This is a genomic window from Diaphorobacter sp. B2A2W2, assembly GCF_056730635.1.
This window is the reverse complement of sequence record NZ_JBWZOR010000002.1, coordinates 129,769-146,199: the sequence shown is the minus strand read 5'-3', so window position 1 is coordinate 146,199 and position 16,431 is coordinate 129,769. Positions and strand designations below refer to the sequence as shown.

Below are 16,431 nucleotides of genomic sequence, written 5' to 3'. Positions count from 1 at the left end.
GCAAGGCGAGAGACGGCTCCCGTGCAAGCCGGTTAGATACCGATCGTGCCGCCGTCCTTGCGCGTCACCACCACGGTGGCCGAGCGCGGACGCTTGAGGCCCTTGTGGCTGCTGGTGATCCCAGGCTGGTTGCCGGGCCAGTAGCTGGTGAAGGTGCTGGTGGCGAAGTTGGCCTTCTCAGCATCCTCGCCCGGGTGCTGCACGTTGAAGAACAGCGTCTTGCCGTCGGGCGTGACCACCACGCCCGTGATCTCGCAGTCGAACGGGCCGACCAGGAAGCGGCGCACCGTGGCCTCGGTGGGCTTGGAGCCCATGATCGTGGCCTGGCCCTCCTTGGTGGTGACCTTGCCGCCGTCACCGACCTTGCCGGGAATAGCGGCCAGCATCATGCAGTTGGTCACATCGGTGTAGGAACCGTCGTCGGTCTGGATCCACAGCAGGCCGCCGGCATTGGCGCTGCGCTGGTCGAAATGCAGGCCATCGGGGCTGGAGAAATCGTTCACGGCGGTCAGGCCCGACAGGTTCTCGCTCTGCTTGTTGTCGCTGCGCGCGCCGAACAGGTACACGTCCCACTGGAACTTGGTACCCGCCTGGCCGCCCTCTTCCTTCCAGCGGATGATGTGGCCATTGGTGTTGCCCACGCGCGGGTTGGCGGCGTTCAGCGTGGCGGCCGTGCGCTGCGAGTTGTTGGTCATGGTCATGTACACCTCGTTGTTCAACGGGTTCACGCCACCCCACTCGGGACGGTCCATCTTGGTCGCGCCGCGGGCGTCGGCCGCCAGTCGGCAGTGCATGACCACATCGGCCTGGTCGGCGAACGGGTACAGCGCGTTGGTGGCGTCGATGCCGTTCTTGCCGAACGTCAGTTCCAGCCACTCGCCGCTGCCATCGTTGTTGAACTTGGCGGCGTACAGCGTGCCCTTGTCCAGGTACTTGGCACCGGCAGCCACGCCGCCGTTGATGTCCTTGGGGTCCCACTTGGCATCGGACACGAACTTGAACACGTACTCGTTGCGCGCATCGTCACCAGAGTAGATGACGATCGGCTCGCCGGCCTTGGCGGGTGCCGGCCATGCTCCTTCATGGTTGAAGCGGCCCAGCGCCGTGCGCTTGACGGGCTTGTTGTCGGGGCGGAAGGGGTCGATCTCCACCACCCAGCCGAAGGTGTTGAAGATGTTGCGATAGTCCTCCGCGGCGCTGGCGGCGCTCACCTTGCTGTTCCAGCGCTGGTACTGCTCGCCCTCGGCGGTGTCCCACAGGTAAGGGCTCTTGCGGTTCTCGGGCAAGCCATAGCGCTTCAGGGCCACGATTTCGGTGGCGGAGCGTTGGGCGTCGTCGCCGGCGGCACGGCCGATGACGTTCAGGAAATTCTCCTCGCACGTCAGGTAGGTGCCCCAGGGCGTGTAGCCGTTGGCGCAGTTGTTGTTCATCCCGAAGGCTTGCTTCCCGTCCGGCGAGAGCTTGTTGAACAGCTTGGCGTTGCCGGCGGCGGGGCCGCCAAAGTCCATCGGCGTGGCCGAGGTGATGCGGCGGTTGTATTTGGAGCCGCGCACCATCTCCATCTCGTTGCTGCCGCTCTTGCGCTTGACTTCCACCACGCTGGCACCGTGGGCGCGGATTTCCTTGTCCACCTGCTCGGCCGGGCGCTTTCCGTCCACCGTGATGCGCCCCGTGGGATGCAGGCCATAAGGCGCAACCACATACTCATGGTTCACGCACAGCAGGCCGCGGTCGGAGCGGCTGGGGTCGAACTTGCCGTCGTCGGACATGCCGAAGTAGTACATGCCGTCGTGGCCGTCGCCGATGCGGCGGTCATAGGACTCGGCCGTCTCGGAGCCATCGTCCTTCCAGGACTCGTCGCCATAGTGGATCGGGTCGCCCAGGGCGTGCAGGATGCTGACCTGGTAACCCTCGGGTACCGTTACCAGGTCGGCGTTGCTCTTGGCGACGGCATTGAAGTTGAGGCGGATCGGCTCGGGTGCGGGTGTTTCGTCATCGTCGCTGCCACCGCCGCAGGCGCTCAGGCTCACGCCGCCCAGCAGAGCCGCAGTAGTGGCGCCGACACCGCCCTTGAGGGCGCTGCGACGGCTCAGGCGCGCGGCCAGGACGCTGTCGATGTGCTGGTTGGACGAATGGTTGACGATTTCATTGTCGTCGTACTCGGAAACGATCGTGGTGTTCATGGGTCGTTGGACTCGGTAGTGGCAATCAAGGTCCCGCGATCCTGGAGTACGTCTGTTGCGCCCGCATGACGTGTACATGACATCTTCAAGACACCGCTTCGCACGCCGGGCCTTCCGTGCACGCGCGAGGGACACACAGGCCCACAGCGCCTGAGCGACGCGCGGGCCCGGGTCCCATCCCCTACCGCACCGGCAATGCCCCGATCACGATCTGCACGCGCCGGTTGCGCTGGCGCCCATCAGGATCGTCCCGCCCATCCGGCGTGGTATTGGGCGCGACAGGCTGGCGTTTGCCCATGCCGCGCGTGGCGATCGGCCGCCCCGTGCGCGACTGCAGCGCGGCGGCGACGGCGGCGGCGCGGCGCTGCGACAAGGCGTCGTTGTAGGCATCGCCCCCCTTGCCGTCTGTGTGTCCCACCACGTCGATGGGCGCCTGGGGGTAGCTCTTGAGCAGCTCGGCCGCCTTGTCAAGCGAGCGCGCGGCATCGGCCCGCAACTCGGCCTTGTCAAAGTCAAACAACACATCGGCAGGCAGGTCGATGGAGATGGCCTGCTCGGGCGTGGGCTGGGCCTGCAGTTCCACCAACAGCGCGCGGGTCTGCTCCAGCCGCTGCGGCGGCACCTCGGCCGCGCGCAGCAGCGTGGCCGGCCCCGCCGCCGCCTGCAGCCGGGTTTCGGTCTCGCGCGGCACCAGGCCGCCGTGCGTCACGTGCGGCTGCAATTGGGTCAGCGGGGCAGCGTCCGCTGGTTGCAAATGGGTGGGCGTCGCCGCGAGCGACTGGCTGCTGCGCCGCACTTCCAATGTCTGCGCCGCAGAGGCCACGGCGGCGCAGCACGCGGCCCACAGGACAGCCCGCCAGGCTGGCGAACACCGCACCGCCATCAGCCCGCCTGCAGCGGCAGGTCCATGGACAGCCCCGGCGCCACGATGTTGTCGCCATCGTTGCCGTCATTGAAGACCAGCTTGAGCGTGCGCGCGGTGGGCAGCACGCGGCCCAGGAAAACCAGTTGCCCATCCAGGGTCTGGCCTTCGCGGATGGTGATGTCCCGGTTGTGGTCCGGCCGCTTGACGTGCAGGCGCGCGCCGCTTTCGTCCTGCAGGTAGGTATCGGCCAGCGCCAGCATGGTGGAGTCGGTGATGCGGTTGGCAAAGGAGATGCTCACATCCAGCACCGTGGCGTCCCCCCCGATCTGCACACTCTTGACGCGCACCGTCACCCCCGCCGGTGCCACGCCTTGCACGCCCAGCGGCAAGGTGCGTGGCGCGGCCGGAGCAGCACCAGGGGGAGCCGCAACCACCGCTGCTGCGGCAGGCGCCGCCGTGGTTGTTGCCGCCGGCGCCGCAGCCGTGGCGGGGGGTGGAGCCGTGGCCGGAGTCGGTGTGGAGGCCTGCACCGCCGCCGTGCCCGCCGGATCCTTGCAGCCCACGAGCCACAACGTCGCCATGGCCACCGCCATCCAACCCAGGGTTCCTCTGTGTTCCATCCCCATCTCTACTCCTTGCGTGGTGCTTGACAGTGAACGCGCATCACAGGGGCGCTGGCGGCGTTCATTCCCAAGGAGCAATTTATTCGCGGCAATGCGTGCTACCGGGGCTTCTTGTAATCAAAAGTTATCCCGAAAAATCGATGAGGGACATGCGCTGGCCCCGTACGTCTCCAGCCCCACGCGGCATTCCCTGGGCGTGAAGCCCGCGCTGCCTCCCGATGTCGGGGAAATTTCAAGTTACTTTTGAATAAGCAAGACAGAAGGCCGCGATCTCTGGGCGAGCACTTATTCGACGATGGTGAGCTTGGCCACCGACAGCGCCAGCCACTTGGTGCCGTGGCGCGGAAAGTGCACCTGCGCCCGCGCGTCGGCGTCCGCGCCCTCGATGGCCAGCACCTTGCCCTCGCCGAACTTGGTGTGGAACACCGCCAGCCCCACGCGCAGGCCATGGCCCGGCGCCGCCTTGACCGGGGGTACGGCGGGGCTGGCGAACACTTCGGTCTTGAAGCCAAATTGACCTCTAGCGCCCGACTGGTAAGCGCGAGCAGCTCCTGAATCAGGAGCAAAAGATCCAAACCCTGCCTGGCGCGGTGTGATCCATTTGAGCGCCTCCTCGGGTAGCTCATCAAAAAAGCGGCTCTTGACGTTGTAGCGCGTCTGCCCGTGCAGCATGCGCGTCTGCGAATGGCTCAGGTACAGACGCTTGCGCGCGCGGGTGATGGCCACGTACATCAGGCGGCGTTCTTCCTCCAGGCCGTCGCGGTCGCTCATGGAGTTCTCATGCGGGAACAGCCCTTCCTCCATGCCGCCGATGAACACGCAGTCGAATTCCAACCCCTTGCTGGCATGCACGGTCATGAGCTGCACCGCATCCTGCCCCGCCTGGGCCTGGTTGTCCCCCGCCTCCAATGCGGCGTGGGTCAGGAAGGCCGCCAGCGGCGACAGCGTTTCGCCGGTGTCGGCATCCACGTTGCCAGGGGCATTCAGCATCGGCGCGTCGGGGTCCAGCCCCTGGCTGGCCGGGCTTTGCGTGAGGGCGTTGCCGTGCTCGTCCAGCGGCAGCGCGACCGCATCGCGGCCAAAGCCCTCCTGGGTGACGAAGCTCTCGGCCGCGTTGATGAGCTCGTCCAGGTTCTCCAGCCGGTCCGCGCCTTCCTTTTCGTGGCGGTAATGCTCCAGCAGGCCGCTGGATTCCAGCACCTGGCCGATGATGCCGCGCAGGTTCTGGCCCTGCGTCTGCTCGCGCAGCACTTGAACCAGGGCCACGAAGGCCCCCAGGTTGGTGCCGGCCTTGCCAGGCACCGCACTCACCGCGTCGTGCAGCGAGCAGCCACTGCTGCGCGCCGCATCCTGCAGCACCTCCAGCGTGCGCGCACCAATGCCGCGCGGCGGGAAGTTCACCACGCGCAGAAAGCTGGTGTCGTCGTGCGGGTTCTCCAGCAGGCGCAGGTAGGCCAGCGCGTGCTTGATCTCGGCGCGCTCGAAAAAGCGCAACCCGCCGTACACGCGGTAGGGCACGCTGGCGTTGAACAGGGCCGATTCGATCACCCGGCTCTGCGCATTGCTGCGGTAGAGCACAGCGATCTCCTTGCGCGGCATCTCGCCGTCCCGCACGAGCTGCTTGATCTCATCGACCATCCACTGCGCCTCGGCCAGGTCGCTGTTGGCCTCGTAGATGCGCACGGGCTCGCCCGGGCCCTGCGTGGTGCGCAGGTTTTTTCCCAAGCGCCGGCTGTTGTGGCTGATCAGCGCGTTGGCCGAGTCCAGGATGTTGCTGTAGCTGCGGTAGTTCTGCTCCAGCTTGATCTGGTGCTGCACGTCGAACTCGCGCACAAAGTCCTGCATGTTGCCCACGCGTGCCCCGCGAAAGGCGTAGATGCTCTGGTCGTCGTCACCCACGGCCAGCACGCTGCCCTGCGTGTGCAGGCGTCCGTCCACCACGTCGCCCGCCATCTGCTTGAGCCAGGCGTATTGCAGCTTGTTGGTGTCCTGGAACTCGTCCACCAAAATGTGCGCAAAGCGCCGCTGGTAATGCGCCCGCACGGGGTCGTTGTCGCGCAGCAGCTCAAAGCTGCGCAGCATCAGCTCGCCAAAGTCCACCACGCCCTCGCGCTGGCACTGCTCCTCGTACAACTGGTACAGCTCCACCTTCTTGCGCGTGTCGGCATCGTGCGCCGGCACGTCGCGCGGGCGCATGCCCTCTTCCTTGCAGCCTGCGATGAAGTAGGCCAGTTGCTTGGGTGGGAAGCGCTCCTCGTCCACATTGAACTGCTTGCACAGCCGCTTGATGGCCGAGAGCTGGTCCTGCGTGTCCAGGATCTGGAAGGCTTGCGGCAGGCCTGCCAGCTTGTGGTGCGCGCGCAGCAGGCGGTTGCACAGCCCGTGAAACGTGCCGATCCACATGCCCCGCACGTTGATGGGCAGCATGGCTGAGAGGCGCGTCAGCATCTCCTTGGCCGCCTTGTTGGTGAAGGTCACGGCCAGGATGCCGCCCGGAGTGGCCAGACCGTTCTGCAGCAGCCAGGCAATGCGCGTGGTGAGCACCCGGGTCTTGCCGGAGCCGGCGCCCGCCAGGATGAGCGCATGGCCGGCAGGCAGCGTCACGGCGGCCAGTTGCTCGGGGTTGAGGTTTTGCAGCAGCGGCTGCACCGCCTGGGACGAAACCCCGGTAGCGCCGGCACCATTGCCAGTGCCAAAAGGCGCTGGCGCGCCGGAAAACAGGTCGTGTGGGAGCATTCCGCCATTGTAGGAACGCGGCTGGCGCATGCAGCCGCTCGGGCTTTGTGGAACCATGGCACCCATGCGCTATCCACTGCTCACCCTGCTTGCCTGTCTCGCCATGCCCCTGGCGATGGCGCAGCCGCGCGCCTCCTGCTCCAGCGACGCCCAGCCCAAGCCCACGGTGCTGGTGGAGCGCTTTCTCAACGCCGACTGCGCCAGCTGCTGGGCGGAGCCACCGGCGGTCGCGGCCACCGGCCGGGATGCGCTGGTGCTCGACTGGATCGTGCCCGGCACGCAGGGCGAAGATGCACCGCTGTCTGCCGCGGCCACGCCCGATGCATTGGAACGTCTGCGGTCACTGGAACGCGAGGTGCCGCAGCGCAGCGACACCTTCGTGAGCAGCCTGCCCACGCTGCCCACCACCGCCCTGCTGCGCGTGGCCCACGGGCCCGCAGTGGCAGACTACGTGGGCGCGCATCTGCGCTTCATTCCCCCGCATGGCAAGACCCCGCGCCGCCTTCAGGTCACGCTGCTCATGCTGGAGGAAATACCCCCAGGCGCCGAGGGCAGCCCGGTCACGCGCCACCTGGTGCGCAATGTCTTTCACGGCGTGTGGGACGCGCGCGGACAGCGCCCCTCACAGGAGCGGGGCGGCTGGCTGGAGATACGCCCCATGCGCATACCCGATGGAGCGCAGCCCGAGCGCCTGCGCATGGCGGCCTGGGTGCAAGGCGATGGTGGCGACTGGGTAGGCGCCGCACACACCTACTGCGGCACGGGTCATTAAAGCGAAGGCAGCGCGGCGGGTAGAATCAATCACCGGGCCCAAGTTTCTTGCGCCCGGTTTTTTTGTGCCTGCGCACTGCAGGGACCGGCCCGGCCATCACGCCTGCGGCCCGCAAAAGCCGGAAAGCAAGCCAAGCGCCCCATCGCCCGCGAAATCCCTCGCGCGCGACCTCTACAGGAGCTTGGAACCTCATGGAAATCTTCGACTACGACAACATCCTGCTGCTGCCGCGCAAGTGCCGCGTGGAAAGCCGCTCGGAGTGCGACACCAGCGTGGAGCTGGGCGGGCGCCGCTTTCGCCTGCCCGTGGTGCCCGCCAACATGAAGACGGTGGTCGACGAGAAGATCTGCACCTGGCTGGCGCAGAACGGCTACTTCTACGTCATGCACCGCTTTGACCTGGACAACGTGCAATTCGTCAAGGACATGCATGCGCAAGGGTGCTTCGCATCGATCTCGCTCGGGGTGAAGCAGCCCGACTACGACACGGTGGAGCGCTTTGTGGCCGAGGGCATCTGCCCCGAGTACATCACCATCGACATCGCGCACGGCCACGCCGACAGCGTGAAGAACATGATCACGTACCTGAAGGCCAAAATCCCCGCGGCCTTCGTGATCGCCGGCAACGTGGGCACGCCCGAGGCCGTGATCGACCTGGAGAACTGGGGCGCGGACGCGACCAAGGTAGGTATCGGCCCTGGCAAGGTGTGCATCACCAAGCTCAAGACCGGCTTCGGCACGGGCGGCTGGCAGTTGTCGGCGCTGAAGTGGTGCGCGCGCGTGGCCACCAAACCCATCATTGCCGACGGCGGCATCCGCAGCCACGGCGATATTGCCAAAAGCGTGCGCTTTGGCGCCACGATGGTGATGGTGGGCTCGCTGTTCGCGGGCCACGAAGAATCGCCCGGCAAGACCGTGGAAGTGGATGGCGAGCTGTACAAGGAGTACTACGGCTCGGCGTCCGACTTCAACAAGGGCGAGTACAAGCACGTCGAGGGCAAGCGCATCCTGGAGCCCATCAAGGGCAAGCTGGCGGACACCCTGACCGAGATGGAACAGGACATCCAGAGCTCCATCAGCTATTCGGGCGGCAAAAAGCTCATGGACATCCGCAAGGTGAATTACGTGATCCTGGGCGGCGACAACGCTGGCGAGCACCTGTTGATGTAAATTTTTCGGCCGATGTCGCAGCGAGGCGAAAAAAATGGTGCATAATCCATGGCTGTGCTGCAACGCGGCACCTCTGAAAAGAGAGGGCTCTTAGCTCAGTTGGTAGAGCAGCGGACTCTTAATCCGTTGGTCGAGTGTTCGAGTCACTCAGGGCCCACCAAAGACAGCCAAGCCGAATCCGCAGCGCGGATTCGGCTTTTTTCATGGCGATCTGGGCTCCACGCCAGCCCGGCTCTCCCGCCCCTTCGCCCGCTTGATGCGGGCTTTCTCCTCCCCACCTATTCAGGCCCATCGCACCCCTGGCGCCCATCGCTGCGCGGCCGCCACAGCGGCGGGCCGATGCGCCACAGAACCGCCAGGAAGGCCAGGCACCAACCTGCAGCCGCCAGGGCCAGCCAACCACCTCCCCCGCCCATCCCGCCAGCGGCCGCACGCACGGCCGTCGCCGCCAGCAGCGCGGCCGCGCCCAGGGGCACCCACCGCCCGGGGTCCGGCGCGAGTCCGGCGTGGGCACGCCCAGCAATGGCGATCACCACGTAAATGCCCAGCCCCACGGCGCCCATGCCCATCAGGTGCCGGCCTGCAGCGGTACCGGGAAGGACACCCAGATGCGCCAGCCCCAGCGCGCCATAGCCCAGGGCCATGCAGGCGTACATCGCGTAGAGCAGCAGCGGAAACCGCCGGCGCCACAAGGCGGCACCGACATGCCAGTCGCCCATCAGGTGAAAGACCGCCGCCGAGGCAGCCAGCGCCAGCCAGCCCGCCAGCGCGCTCGCCGGGCGCAGGAACTCGGCCGCGGTGTACAACGTGATGCACAGTGCCGCCAGGTGGCGCCGCGGCGGGCGGGCCACGTAGGGAGCGGCACCCGGCGTGACCTCCTCGATGGCGCGGTTCACGATGCGCATCGAAATGCGGCTGGCCGCCACCACGATGAGCAACATGAGCACGCCCAGCGCCGCATGCAGCCACCGCAGCCCCGCCATGCCGCGCAGCGCATCGGCGTAGAAGCCCGCCGCCGTTCCTGCCAGAGCCAGCAGCAGCACGCCAAACGACCCGTGCCGTCGCCCTTGCGGGCTGCGCAGCGCGGGCGCCAACACCGCCAGCAGCGCCAGCGGCAGGCCCACCTGCGCCGCGGCCGCCAGCCACAACGCTGCATCGCCGGCATGGCCTGACACCCAAAACCCCAGCCGGCCACACAGCCACAGCAGCACCAGCGCGCGCAACTGGCTTCGCGTGGCGCCAGGCCCGCCGGTGAACTCCGGCAGCGCCGTCAACGCAAAGCCCGCCACCGCCGCCATGGCAAAGCCGTAGACCAGTTCATGCACATGCCACACCAGCGGCCCGCCGACCACCCCGGGCACGGGCCAGCCCAGCGCCAGCACGAAGGCCCACCAGCCCAGCAGGCCGATGGCCGCCCCCATGGTCAATACAAAGAAGGGGCGCATGCCGCACATCCAGATGGGATGGCCGCTGCGCAGCAGGTTCGCGGGGTGATTCATTTCAAAAAAAGGAGCTGCTCGCGCTTGCCCTGCAATGGCTGGCGGCATTTTTCATATCAAATTCAACAACCACTGCGCTGCGGCCCACCGACCATGGCGGCGGTGGCGTGCCACGTGCCCGCAGCCGCCACGCTGTCGTCCGCGTCCGTGGCGGAGCCCGCCCTGTCGGGCAACCCGAACGCGGTACGCACCGCGGGATGCTGCTGCAACTCCGCCGCGCAGCGGTGCACCAGCGCATCGCCACGCGCTACCGCCGCGCCGGGCGGGTGGTAGCGCGCCACGATGCGGCCCGGCGATGCGGCCATCACCAGCACCTCGTCCGCCAGCCGAACGGCTTCCATCAGGTCGTGGGTGATCAGCAGCACGGCCATGCCCGTGTGCGCCTGCCGGGCCAGCAGCAACTGGTGCAACTGGCTGCGCAGGCCCACATCCAGCGCGGCAAAGGGCTCGTCCATCAGCAGCAGCGCGGGTGCCAGTACCAGCGCGCGCGCCAGCGCGGCACGGCTTTGCATGCCGCCCGACAACTCGGCCGGGTACTGCGCCAGCGCCGCAACCGGCAGGCCCAGGGCCTGCGCCATCTCGGCGGCCTGGCGATGGCGCTCGGCTCGCGCGGCCCCTCGGGCCTTCAGGCCCAGTGCAATGTTGTCGCGGGTGGTCATCCACGGCAGCAGCCGCGGCTGCTGGAACATCACCGCGGTGGGCTGCAGGGGCTGCTCGATGCGGCCCTGCTGCGACGCCAGCAAGCCGGCGCACAGGTGCAGCAGCGTGGTCTTGCCGCAGCCCGAGGGGCCCACCAGCGCAACGATGCGCCCTGGTGGCACCTGCAAATCGATGCCTTGCAACACCATCGCCGGCCCGTAGGCGTGGTGCAGCGCCTCAATCTGCAGGCCGCTCATGTGCCGGCTCCCCGCCAACGCTCCAGCTCGCGCTTGATGGGCTCCAGCAGCGCGTACTCCAGCACCAGCAGGCTGCCCACGACGGCGCAGATCCAGGCCAGCGATGCGCCCGTGTCCAGGTGCGAGCGCGTCACCGCCAGCGCCGCGCCCACGCCGTCGCTGGTGGCCAGCAGTTCGGCCATCACGGCCACTTTCCACGACGAGCCCAGCGCCGTGATCCACGCGGGGAAGAGGTACGCCGCCACATGCGGCAGGTACAGATCGGTGAGGCGCATGCGCCAGGGCAGGCGATAGGCGCGCGCCATGTCCTTGAGGTGGTGGTCCAGCGTGCGCGTGCCCTGCAGCGCGCCGATGAACACCACCGGCAGGCAGGCCACGAACACCGTGAACACCGGCGTGCCATCCCCCGCGCCGAACCACAGCATGGCCAGCACCAGCCAGGCGATGGGCGGCATGCCCAGCAGCAGCGTGACCCAGGGCCGCGCCATCATCGAGGCCGTCATCGACAGCCCCGCCAGCAGCCCCAGCGCACTGCCCACGGTCACCGCCAGCAGCAGGCCGGCAAGCGCTCGCCGCGCGGTCACGGCCAGCTCGGGCCAGGCAACGCCCGATTGCACCAGGCCCCAGAGGGTGGCGAAGGTGGTCATCGGGTCGGGAAGGATCAGCGGGCCATACAAGCCCGCGCCCAGCTCCCACAGCGCCACGAACAGCAGCAGGCTGGCAGCCGCGCCCCAGCCGCTCCAGAGGTACGCGGGAATGCCGCGCAGCCAGCGCCAGGCAAGGCCCATGTCAGCCGCCCTCCCCCGGCTCGGGCACGTAGACCATGGAGCCGTCCTTGAGCCGGTAGGCCACGCCGGCCTTGGCGCCCTCGCCCTCCCCGATCTCGCCGCTGGCGCGGTAGCGGTCGATCTTGCGGCCGTCCTTCACGATCACCTCCATGCTGGGCTGGCCGGGGTTCTTGATGACGGTGACCGATTCGCTGCCAAAGGGATTGACCGCACTGTTGGCCACCGCCAGCAGCAGCGCCGCGATGATGACCAGGAACACATCGATGAGGTTGACGACCGAGAGGATGGGGTCATCCGTCTCCGTGTCGTCCAGCAGGCGCAGGCGGCTCATTGCACCCCCTCCATCGCCAGCGCGGCCACGGGGTCGTGCACGGGCGCCGGCGCGGGCGGCAGCACCGGCGCACCCTGTTCGATGACGGCCAGGTCCACGGCATACCAGCGCCGGCGCACGTTGACCACGGCATAACTGATGGCCGCCGCCAGCAGCGCGAGGATCACCGCCGAGAACGCCACCATGAGGTTGCGCGAGACGTCGGCCAGTTGCCCGTCGGCCAGTGCCATGAGCGCAGGCCCCATGGGGATCATGGTGGCCACCAGACCCAGCATGGGCGCCACGCGGGTGGCAATGCGGGCGAACTCCAGCCGCTTCGTGGCCAGCGCCTCCAGGTCGATCAGCGAAAGCGCCGGATTGCGCGCCCGCGCGGTGGCCAGTTCAAACCCGCCGGGCTGGCCCCGGTGGCGCTGCCACGCCTGCCATGCGAAAGCCCCCAGCGCATAGAACGCATGCACGAACAGCAGCGCGATGGCGATGAGCACGGGATAGAGGAAAAGCTGGCTGGCGACGTACATCGCCGATTCGATCGGATTGGTCATGGTGTATCGAGGTTCAATGGGATGGAACAAGGGCGCGCCGGCGCTGGCGCAGGGCGCCCGCCGCGGTGATGGCCACAAGCAGCAGCCCCAGCGCGGCCGTGGCCAGCGTGGGTCGGGGGGGCTGCACCGGCTCCACGGGTGCCAGGCGCATGCCAGTTACCGTGGGCGGCGGCGGCACGGGTTCGGGGGCCGGTTCGGGCGGGGCCTGCGGCTCTGGCACCGTCGCCGCTTGCGGGGCCAAGGCTGGCGTTGCCGTGGGACGCGCGGCGCGCGCAGGCGAGTGCAGGCCGAAGCCCATCGCGGCGGCCTGCGGCGCCCCCTCGGCAACGAAGGACGCAAAGTGCGCGTTGTCGCTGCGCACGTCGAAGCGCCGCGACAGGTCGCGCCAGCGGCTCTTGAGGGTCTGCAGCGTTTGCGCATCGGCCTGCCAGTAGCCCTGGCGCGCGGCCTCCAGCATGCGCTCGATGGTCTGCGCCAGGGCGTGCGGGTTGTGCTGCTCGAACCACGCATCCAGGCCCAGGCGGTGCTTGTCGCGCACGTAGACGTCGGCCATCTCCTGCCACTGGTCGTCGCGCACGATCTCACGCGCCACGGCCGTCCAGCCCCAGAAGTTGTTGGTGGCGTCCAGCACCTGCAGCGTGCCCGCGTAGCCTTCCTTCATCAGGCCCTGGATGTAGCCGGGGTGGAACTGGCGCGTCGCCAGCTCCTTGGCGAGAAACTGCGCCGCGCCTTCCACGCGCCCGCTGCCCGGCCCGCGCAGATTGCTGATGAGCAGCTGCGGAGCCTTGCCGTCGAGGTGGCGCACGGCCAGCGCAATGCCGCCCAGATACTGGAACGGGTCGTCGGTGGTCAGCATGCCGTAGGTATTGGAGCTGCGCGAGAGCACGGCGGCCTGCGTGCCGCGCAGGTGCTCGGCATAGAGATTGCCCGTCCCGTCCTTGCCGCCGCGTTGCGCGGCAGGCAGGCTGCCCCACTCGGACTCGTCGGGCCCGTAGGCGTACTGCATGCGCGAGAGATAGAGCTGCGCGAGCTTGCGGTCGCCCTCGGCCTTGCCCTGCCAGGTGTCGGTGGCCAGCACCGCGTCGTCCAGCCCCGTGCCGTAGCGGCCCGACTCGGAAGAGAAGATGCGTGTCTGGCCCGCGCGCAGCGCCGCGCCCTCCGCCATGCCGCGCGCGCGCAGCCGCTGGGCGATGGCGCGGGCATTGGCCGCCACGGGGTTGTCGGGCTCGTCGGCCTGCGTGGCCAGCTGCGCGGCGCGCGCAAGCTGCTGCATGGCGTTGGGGAAATGGTCGCGGTACAGGCCGGTGGCCGACAGCACCACGTCCACCCGCGCACGGGCGAGCTGCTTGCGCGGCACCAGCCGCACGCCGGTGACGCGCCCGCCCTGGTCCCACACCGGCTCCACCCCCATGAGCCACAGCGCCTGCGCCTCCAGCATGCCCTGGTGGCGCATGGTTTCCACCGACCAGAGCGAGAAGGTGACCTTGGTGGGCGCGGTGCCGCCATGCTGTTCGCGGTAGACGGCAATGAGCTGCTCGGCGGCCCGCTTGCCGGCCTCCCAGGCCTGCGGGGTAGGCACGCGCGAAGGGTCGAAGCCATACAGGTTGCGGCCCGTCGGGTAGGCGTCGGGGTTCTTGAGCGGATCGCCGCCGTAGGACGTGGGCAGGTGCCGCCCCGCCAGCACGGCGAGCAGCGCCGGCAGTTCGTTCTGTGCGCCGATGGCCTGCCACCACTGCCGCGCCTGGGCCATGTGGTCTCGCAGCGGCGCGGGCAGCGCGTCGTCGGCTTCGCCCTCCAGCAGATGGCGCGCCAGCAGGCGGTAGGGCACGGTCTGCGCCATGCGCTCGTAGTCGCCCACCAGGGCTTCGTCGATGTCCTCGGCCGGTGTGCCCGCATGGCGCGCGGCCGCCTCCCAGTAGGGGCGGCCCAGCATCAGCAGCACGGTGCCCAGGCGGTGCGCGTCGGCCGGCGCGGTGCCCAGCGTGTGCAAGCCCAGGGGCTGGGCGGTCTCGGCCAGTTCGTGCAGGTGCGCATGCAACTGGTTGACGAAGCCCGCGAAGTCGGCGCGCGCCTGCGCGGCGGTGAGGCCCATGTCGGCCACGATGCGCTGCTTCTCGGCGCCCGCCAGCAGATCGGCGGCGATGCGCTCCTTCACCGCACCCTCGTCCTGCGCCACCCAGGCGTGCAGCAGGTCGTGCAGCGCGGTGAGCCGCGCATGCAGCCCCGCGGGCTGAAACGGCGGCGTCTGGTGGCTCACGATCACCGCGCGCCCGCGCCGGCGCGCCTGCTGCGCCTCGCCGATGTTGTCGGCGATGTAGGGGTAGGCCACGGGCACGTCACCCACGGCCAGCATGCCGGGGTCGGTCACGGCCAGGCCGCGCTCCTTGCCCGGCAGCCATTCCTGGCTGCCGTGCGTGCCGAAGTGCACGAAGGCATCGCCCGCGTTCCGCCGCGCCCACAGGTACACGGCCAGGTAGTGGTGGGAAGGCCAGGCGCTGGTGGAGTGGTAGAGCGACTTCTCCTTGTCTGCCCACTTTTCGCCGCGCGGCGGCTGCGGCAGCAGCGCCACTTTGCCCAGCATGAGGCGCGGGATGACGAAGAACGCCTGGCTGCCTTCGCGCACCACCATCGACGAGTCCTCGGGCGCCCCCCAGCTCTTGTGCAGCGCATTGCGCGTGGCCGCGGGCAGCGTGGCGAGCCAGGCGCGGTATTCCTGCATCGGCAGGCGGTCGGCCAGACCATCGCGCAGCAAGGGCGCCAACATACCGTCGCGGTAGGCGGGCGCGAGCAGGCGCTGCAGCTGCGCGATCAGCGGCTGCTCGTCCGCGGCCTGGGTGTCGTAGCCCGCGCCGCGCAGCGCGGCCAGCGTGGCCTGCAGGCTGCGCGGCACGTTGAGGAACGAGGCCGACAGGTTCTTCTCCCCCGGCGGGTAATTCCAGAAGAACACGGCGATGCGCTTGTCGGCGTTCGCCTTGCGCTGCAGCGCCACCAGGTTGATCGCCTTGCCGACGACGGCGGCGGCCTGCGCGGCGATGGGCACGACCTGCTCGTCCCCCGCGCGCGTGGCGGCGGCCACTTGGATGTCCACCACGCCCGCGTACTCGGCCTGGGCCAGGTAGAAGGGCACGTCCATGAGGGCCACGCCCTGCGGGCTGGCGGCCCACGCGGCCTCGTCGCCCCGCCGGTAGGGCATGGCCTGCAGCACGGGCATGCCCAGCCGCGTGAACTCGGCGCGCCGCTCGTCGGCGTTCAACATGATCTGCGTGTTGATGAGCACGTCGGCCAGCACCGGCGTGCCCGCGCCGCCGGGCTGCAGCACGCGCGTGACGCCGCCCGGGTCGAGCATGGGCGTGTAGAACGCCAGCGCCGTGGCGCCGGCGGCTTCGATGCGCGCGATGAGGTCGTCGATAAATGCCGTCTGCATCGAGGCGATGTACTGCTGGTGCAGGGCGATGGCGATCACGGGGCGGCGCTGGCCGTCCGTGGGATCGACACCCTGCGTGCGCAGGTAGGCGGCGGGGTCGGCCGTCACCAGACCCGGCGTGCGCGGGTGGTAAATGCCGGTCTTGGGGAACACCACGGGCGCCTGCGCCGCCCCCAGCGCGTCGCGCCCCTGCAGCTGCGCCGCCAGCGTGGCGAAGAACCCCTCGAAGTTCTGGCGCCCGCCGCTGGCGTAGTAGCGCACGAGCCGCTGCGCCACGGCCTCGGGCAGGCCGCCGCCCCAGGCGGGACGCGCGTCGTACAGCCAGGCATGCGGCAGCGCCAGGGCGGGCAGCGCGCGCGTGAGCCGCGCGCGCACCTCGTCCTGCAGGTAGCTGTCGAAGAACACCGCGTCATGCCCACGCCACAGCCCGCCGTCCACGTCGGCGGGCAGGCTGCCCAGGAAGCGCACCTCCACGGTCAGCCCGTGCGGGCGCGCGATCTCGGCCAACTGATGGAACTTGCCAGCCGGTACGTTGCCCGTGGCAATGAACAGCACCGATGCCGCCTGCGCCGCGCCCGTAAGCAGCAGCATCAGGCCCATCAA

Annotated in this window: 12 protein-coding genes and 1 tRNA gene; 3 read left to right on the top strand and 10 right to left on the bottom strand. The window is 68.8% G+C overall.

Annotation, left to right across the window (positions count from 1 at the left end; translation table 11 throughout):
* Positions 1–32: 32 nt before the first annotated feature.
* From AC1PPL_RS03930 to AC1PPL_RS03915, 4 genes are all read right to left on the bottom strand, one after another.
* Complete coding sequence (locus tag AC1PPL_RS03930; protein ID WP_479972691.1) at positions 33–2,183, bottom strand: PhoX family protein; 2,151 nt, start codon at positions 2,181–2,183, stop codon at positions 33–35.
* A gap of 181 nt (positions 2,184–2,364) precedes the next feature.
* On the bottom strand, positions 2,365–3,066 hold the full coding sequence (locus AC1PPL_RS03925; protein WP_123675863.1) for an OmpA family protein: 702 nt from the start codon (positions 3,064–3,066) through the stop codon (positions 2,365–2,367).
* The gene (locus AC1PPL_RS03920; protein WP_479972690.1) at positions 3,066–3,668 is read right to left on the bottom strand and encodes a hypothetical protein; all 603 of its coding nucleotides are present in this window, start codon (positions 3,666–3,668) and stop codon (positions 3,066–3,068) included. Before AC1PPL_RS03920 ends, AC1PPL_RS03925 begins: the two co-directional genes overlap by 1 nt.
* A gap of 288 nt (positions 3,669–3,956) precedes the next feature.
* On the bottom strand, positions 3,957–6,407 hold the full coding sequence (locus AC1PPL_RS03915) for a UvrD-helicase domain-containing protein (RefSeq protein WP_479972689.1): 2,451 nt from the start codon (positions 6,405–6,407) through the stop codon (positions 3,957–3,959).
* A 64-nt stretch (positions 6,408–6,471) separates the two neighbouring features.
* Here AC1PPL_RS03915 and AC1PPL_RS03910 point away from each other — a divergent pair, with 64 nt between their 5' ends.
* From AC1PPL_RS03910 to AC1PPL_RS03900, 3 genes are all read left to right on the top strand, one after another.
* Entirely contained in the window at positions 6,472–7,179 is a 708-nt protein-coding gene (locus AC1PPL_RS03910) for a hypothetical protein (protein WP_479972688.1), read from the top strand.
* Positions 7,180–7,370: 191 nt separating this feature from the next.
* The gene (locus AC1PPL_RS03905; protein ID WP_047349831.1) at positions 7,371–8,348 is read left to right on the top strand and encodes a GMP reductase; all 978 of its coding nucleotides are present in this window, start codon (positions 7,371–7,373) and stop codon (positions 8,346–8,348) included.
* A gap of 84 nt (positions 8,349–8,432) precedes the next feature.
* Positions 8,433–8,508 (top strand) — tRNA-Lys (locus tag AC1PPL_RS03900).
* A 118-nt stretch (positions 8,509–8,626) separates the two neighbouring features.
* On the opposite strand, the gene AC1PPL_RS03895 is transcribed toward AC1PPL_RS03900, so the two are convergent.
* From AC1PPL_RS03895 to cobN, 6 genes are all read right to left on the bottom strand, one after another.
* Positions 8,627–9,847 (bottom strand): NnrS family protein, encoded by a 1,221-nt coding sequence (locus tag AC1PPL_RS03895; protein ID WP_479972687.1) that lies wholly within the window; start codon positions 9,845–9,847, stop codon positions 8,627–8,629.
* Positions 9,848–9,909: 62 nt separating this feature from the next.
* Positions 9,910–10,743, bottom strand: coding sequence for an ATP-binding cassette domain-containing protein (locus AC1PPL_RS03890; RefSeq protein ID WP_479972686.1), 834 nt, complete (start codon positions 10,741–10,743; stop codon positions 9,910–9,912).
* On the bottom strand, positions 10,740–11,531 hold the full coding sequence (locus AC1PPL_RS03885; RefSeq protein WP_015914019.1) for an ABC transporter permease: 792 nt from the start codon (positions 11,529–11,531) through the stop codon (positions 10,740–10,742). Before AC1PPL_RS03885 ends, AC1PPL_RS03890 begins: the two co-directional genes overlap by 4 nt.
* A 1-nt stretch (position 11,532) precedes the next feature.
* The gene (locus AC1PPL_RS03880; protein ID WP_015914020.1) at positions 11,533–11,862 is read right to left on the bottom strand and encodes a DUF2149 domain-containing protein; all 330 of its coding nucleotides are present in this window, start codon (positions 11,860–11,862) and stop codon (positions 11,533–11,535) included.
* On the bottom strand, positions 11,859–12,404 hold the full coding sequence (locus AC1PPL_RS03875) for a MotA/TolQ/ExbB proton channel family protein (protein WP_015914021.1): 546 nt from the start codon (positions 12,402–12,404) through the stop codon (positions 11,859–11,861). Before AC1PPL_RS03875 ends, AC1PPL_RS03880 begins: the two co-directional genes overlap by 4 nt.
* A 13-nt stretch (positions 12,405–12,417) precedes the next feature.
* The gene (gene cobN / locus AC1PPL_RS03870) at positions 12,418–16,428 is read right to left on the bottom strand and encodes a cobaltochelatase subunit CobN (protein ID WP_479972685.1); all 4,011 of its coding nucleotides are present in this window, start codon (positions 16,426–16,428) and stop codon (positions 12,418–12,420) included.
* Between the last annotated feature and the right edge of the window lie 3 nt (positions 16,429–16,431).

Excerpts from the sequence above, each read along its gene's own strand:
- AC1PPL_RS03930 (WP_479972691.1), bottom strand. The coding sequence starts at position 2,183 with ATGAACACCACGATCGTTTCCGAGTACGACGACAATGAAATCGTCAAC.
- AC1PPL_RS03925 (WP_123675863.1), bottom strand. The coding sequence starts at position 3,066 with ATGGCGGTGCGGTGTTCGCCAGCCTGGCGGGCTGTCCTGTGGGCCGCG.
- AC1PPL_RS03920 (WP_479972690.1), bottom strand. The coding sequence starts at position 3,668 with ATGGAACACAGAGGAACCCTGGGTTGGATGGCGGTGGCCATGGCGACG.
- AC1PPL_RS03915 (WP_479972689.1), bottom strand. The coding sequence starts at position 6,407 with ATGCTCCCACACGACCTGTTTTCCGGCGCGCCAGCGCCTTTTGGCACT.
- AC1PPL_RS03910 (WP_479972688.1), top strand. The coding sequence starts at position 6,472 with ATGCGCTATCCACTGCTCACCCTGCTTGCCTGTCTCGCCATGCCCCTG.
- AC1PPL_RS03905 (WP_047349831.1), top strand. The coding sequence starts at position 7,371 with ATGGAAATCTTCGACTACGACAACATCCTGCTGCTGCCGCGCAAGTGC.
- AC1PPL_RS03895 (WP_479972687.1), bottom strand. The coding sequence starts at position 9,847 with ATGAATCACCCCGCGAACCTGCTGCGCAGCGGCCATCCCATCTGGATG.
- AC1PPL_RS03890 (WP_479972686.1), bottom strand. The coding sequence starts at position 10,743 with ATGAGCGGCCTGCAGATTGAGGCGCTGCACCACGCCTACGGGCCGGCG.
- AC1PPL_RS03885 (WP_015914019.1), bottom strand. The coding sequence starts at position 11,531 with ATGGGCCTTGCCTGGCGCTGGCTGCGCGGCATTCCCGCGTACCTCTGG.
- AC1PPL_RS03880 (WP_015914020.1), bottom strand. The coding sequence starts at position 11,862 with ATGAGCCGCCTGCGCCTGCTGGACGACACGGAGACGGATGACCCCATC.
- AC1PPL_RS03875 (WP_015914021.1), bottom strand. The coding sequence starts at position 12,404 with ATGACCAATCCGATCGAATCGGCGATGTACGTCGCCAGCCAGCTTTTC.
- cobN (WP_479972685.1), bottom strand. The coding sequence starts at position 16,428 with ATGGGCCTGATGCTGCTGCTTACGGGCGCGGCGCAGGCGGCATCGGTG.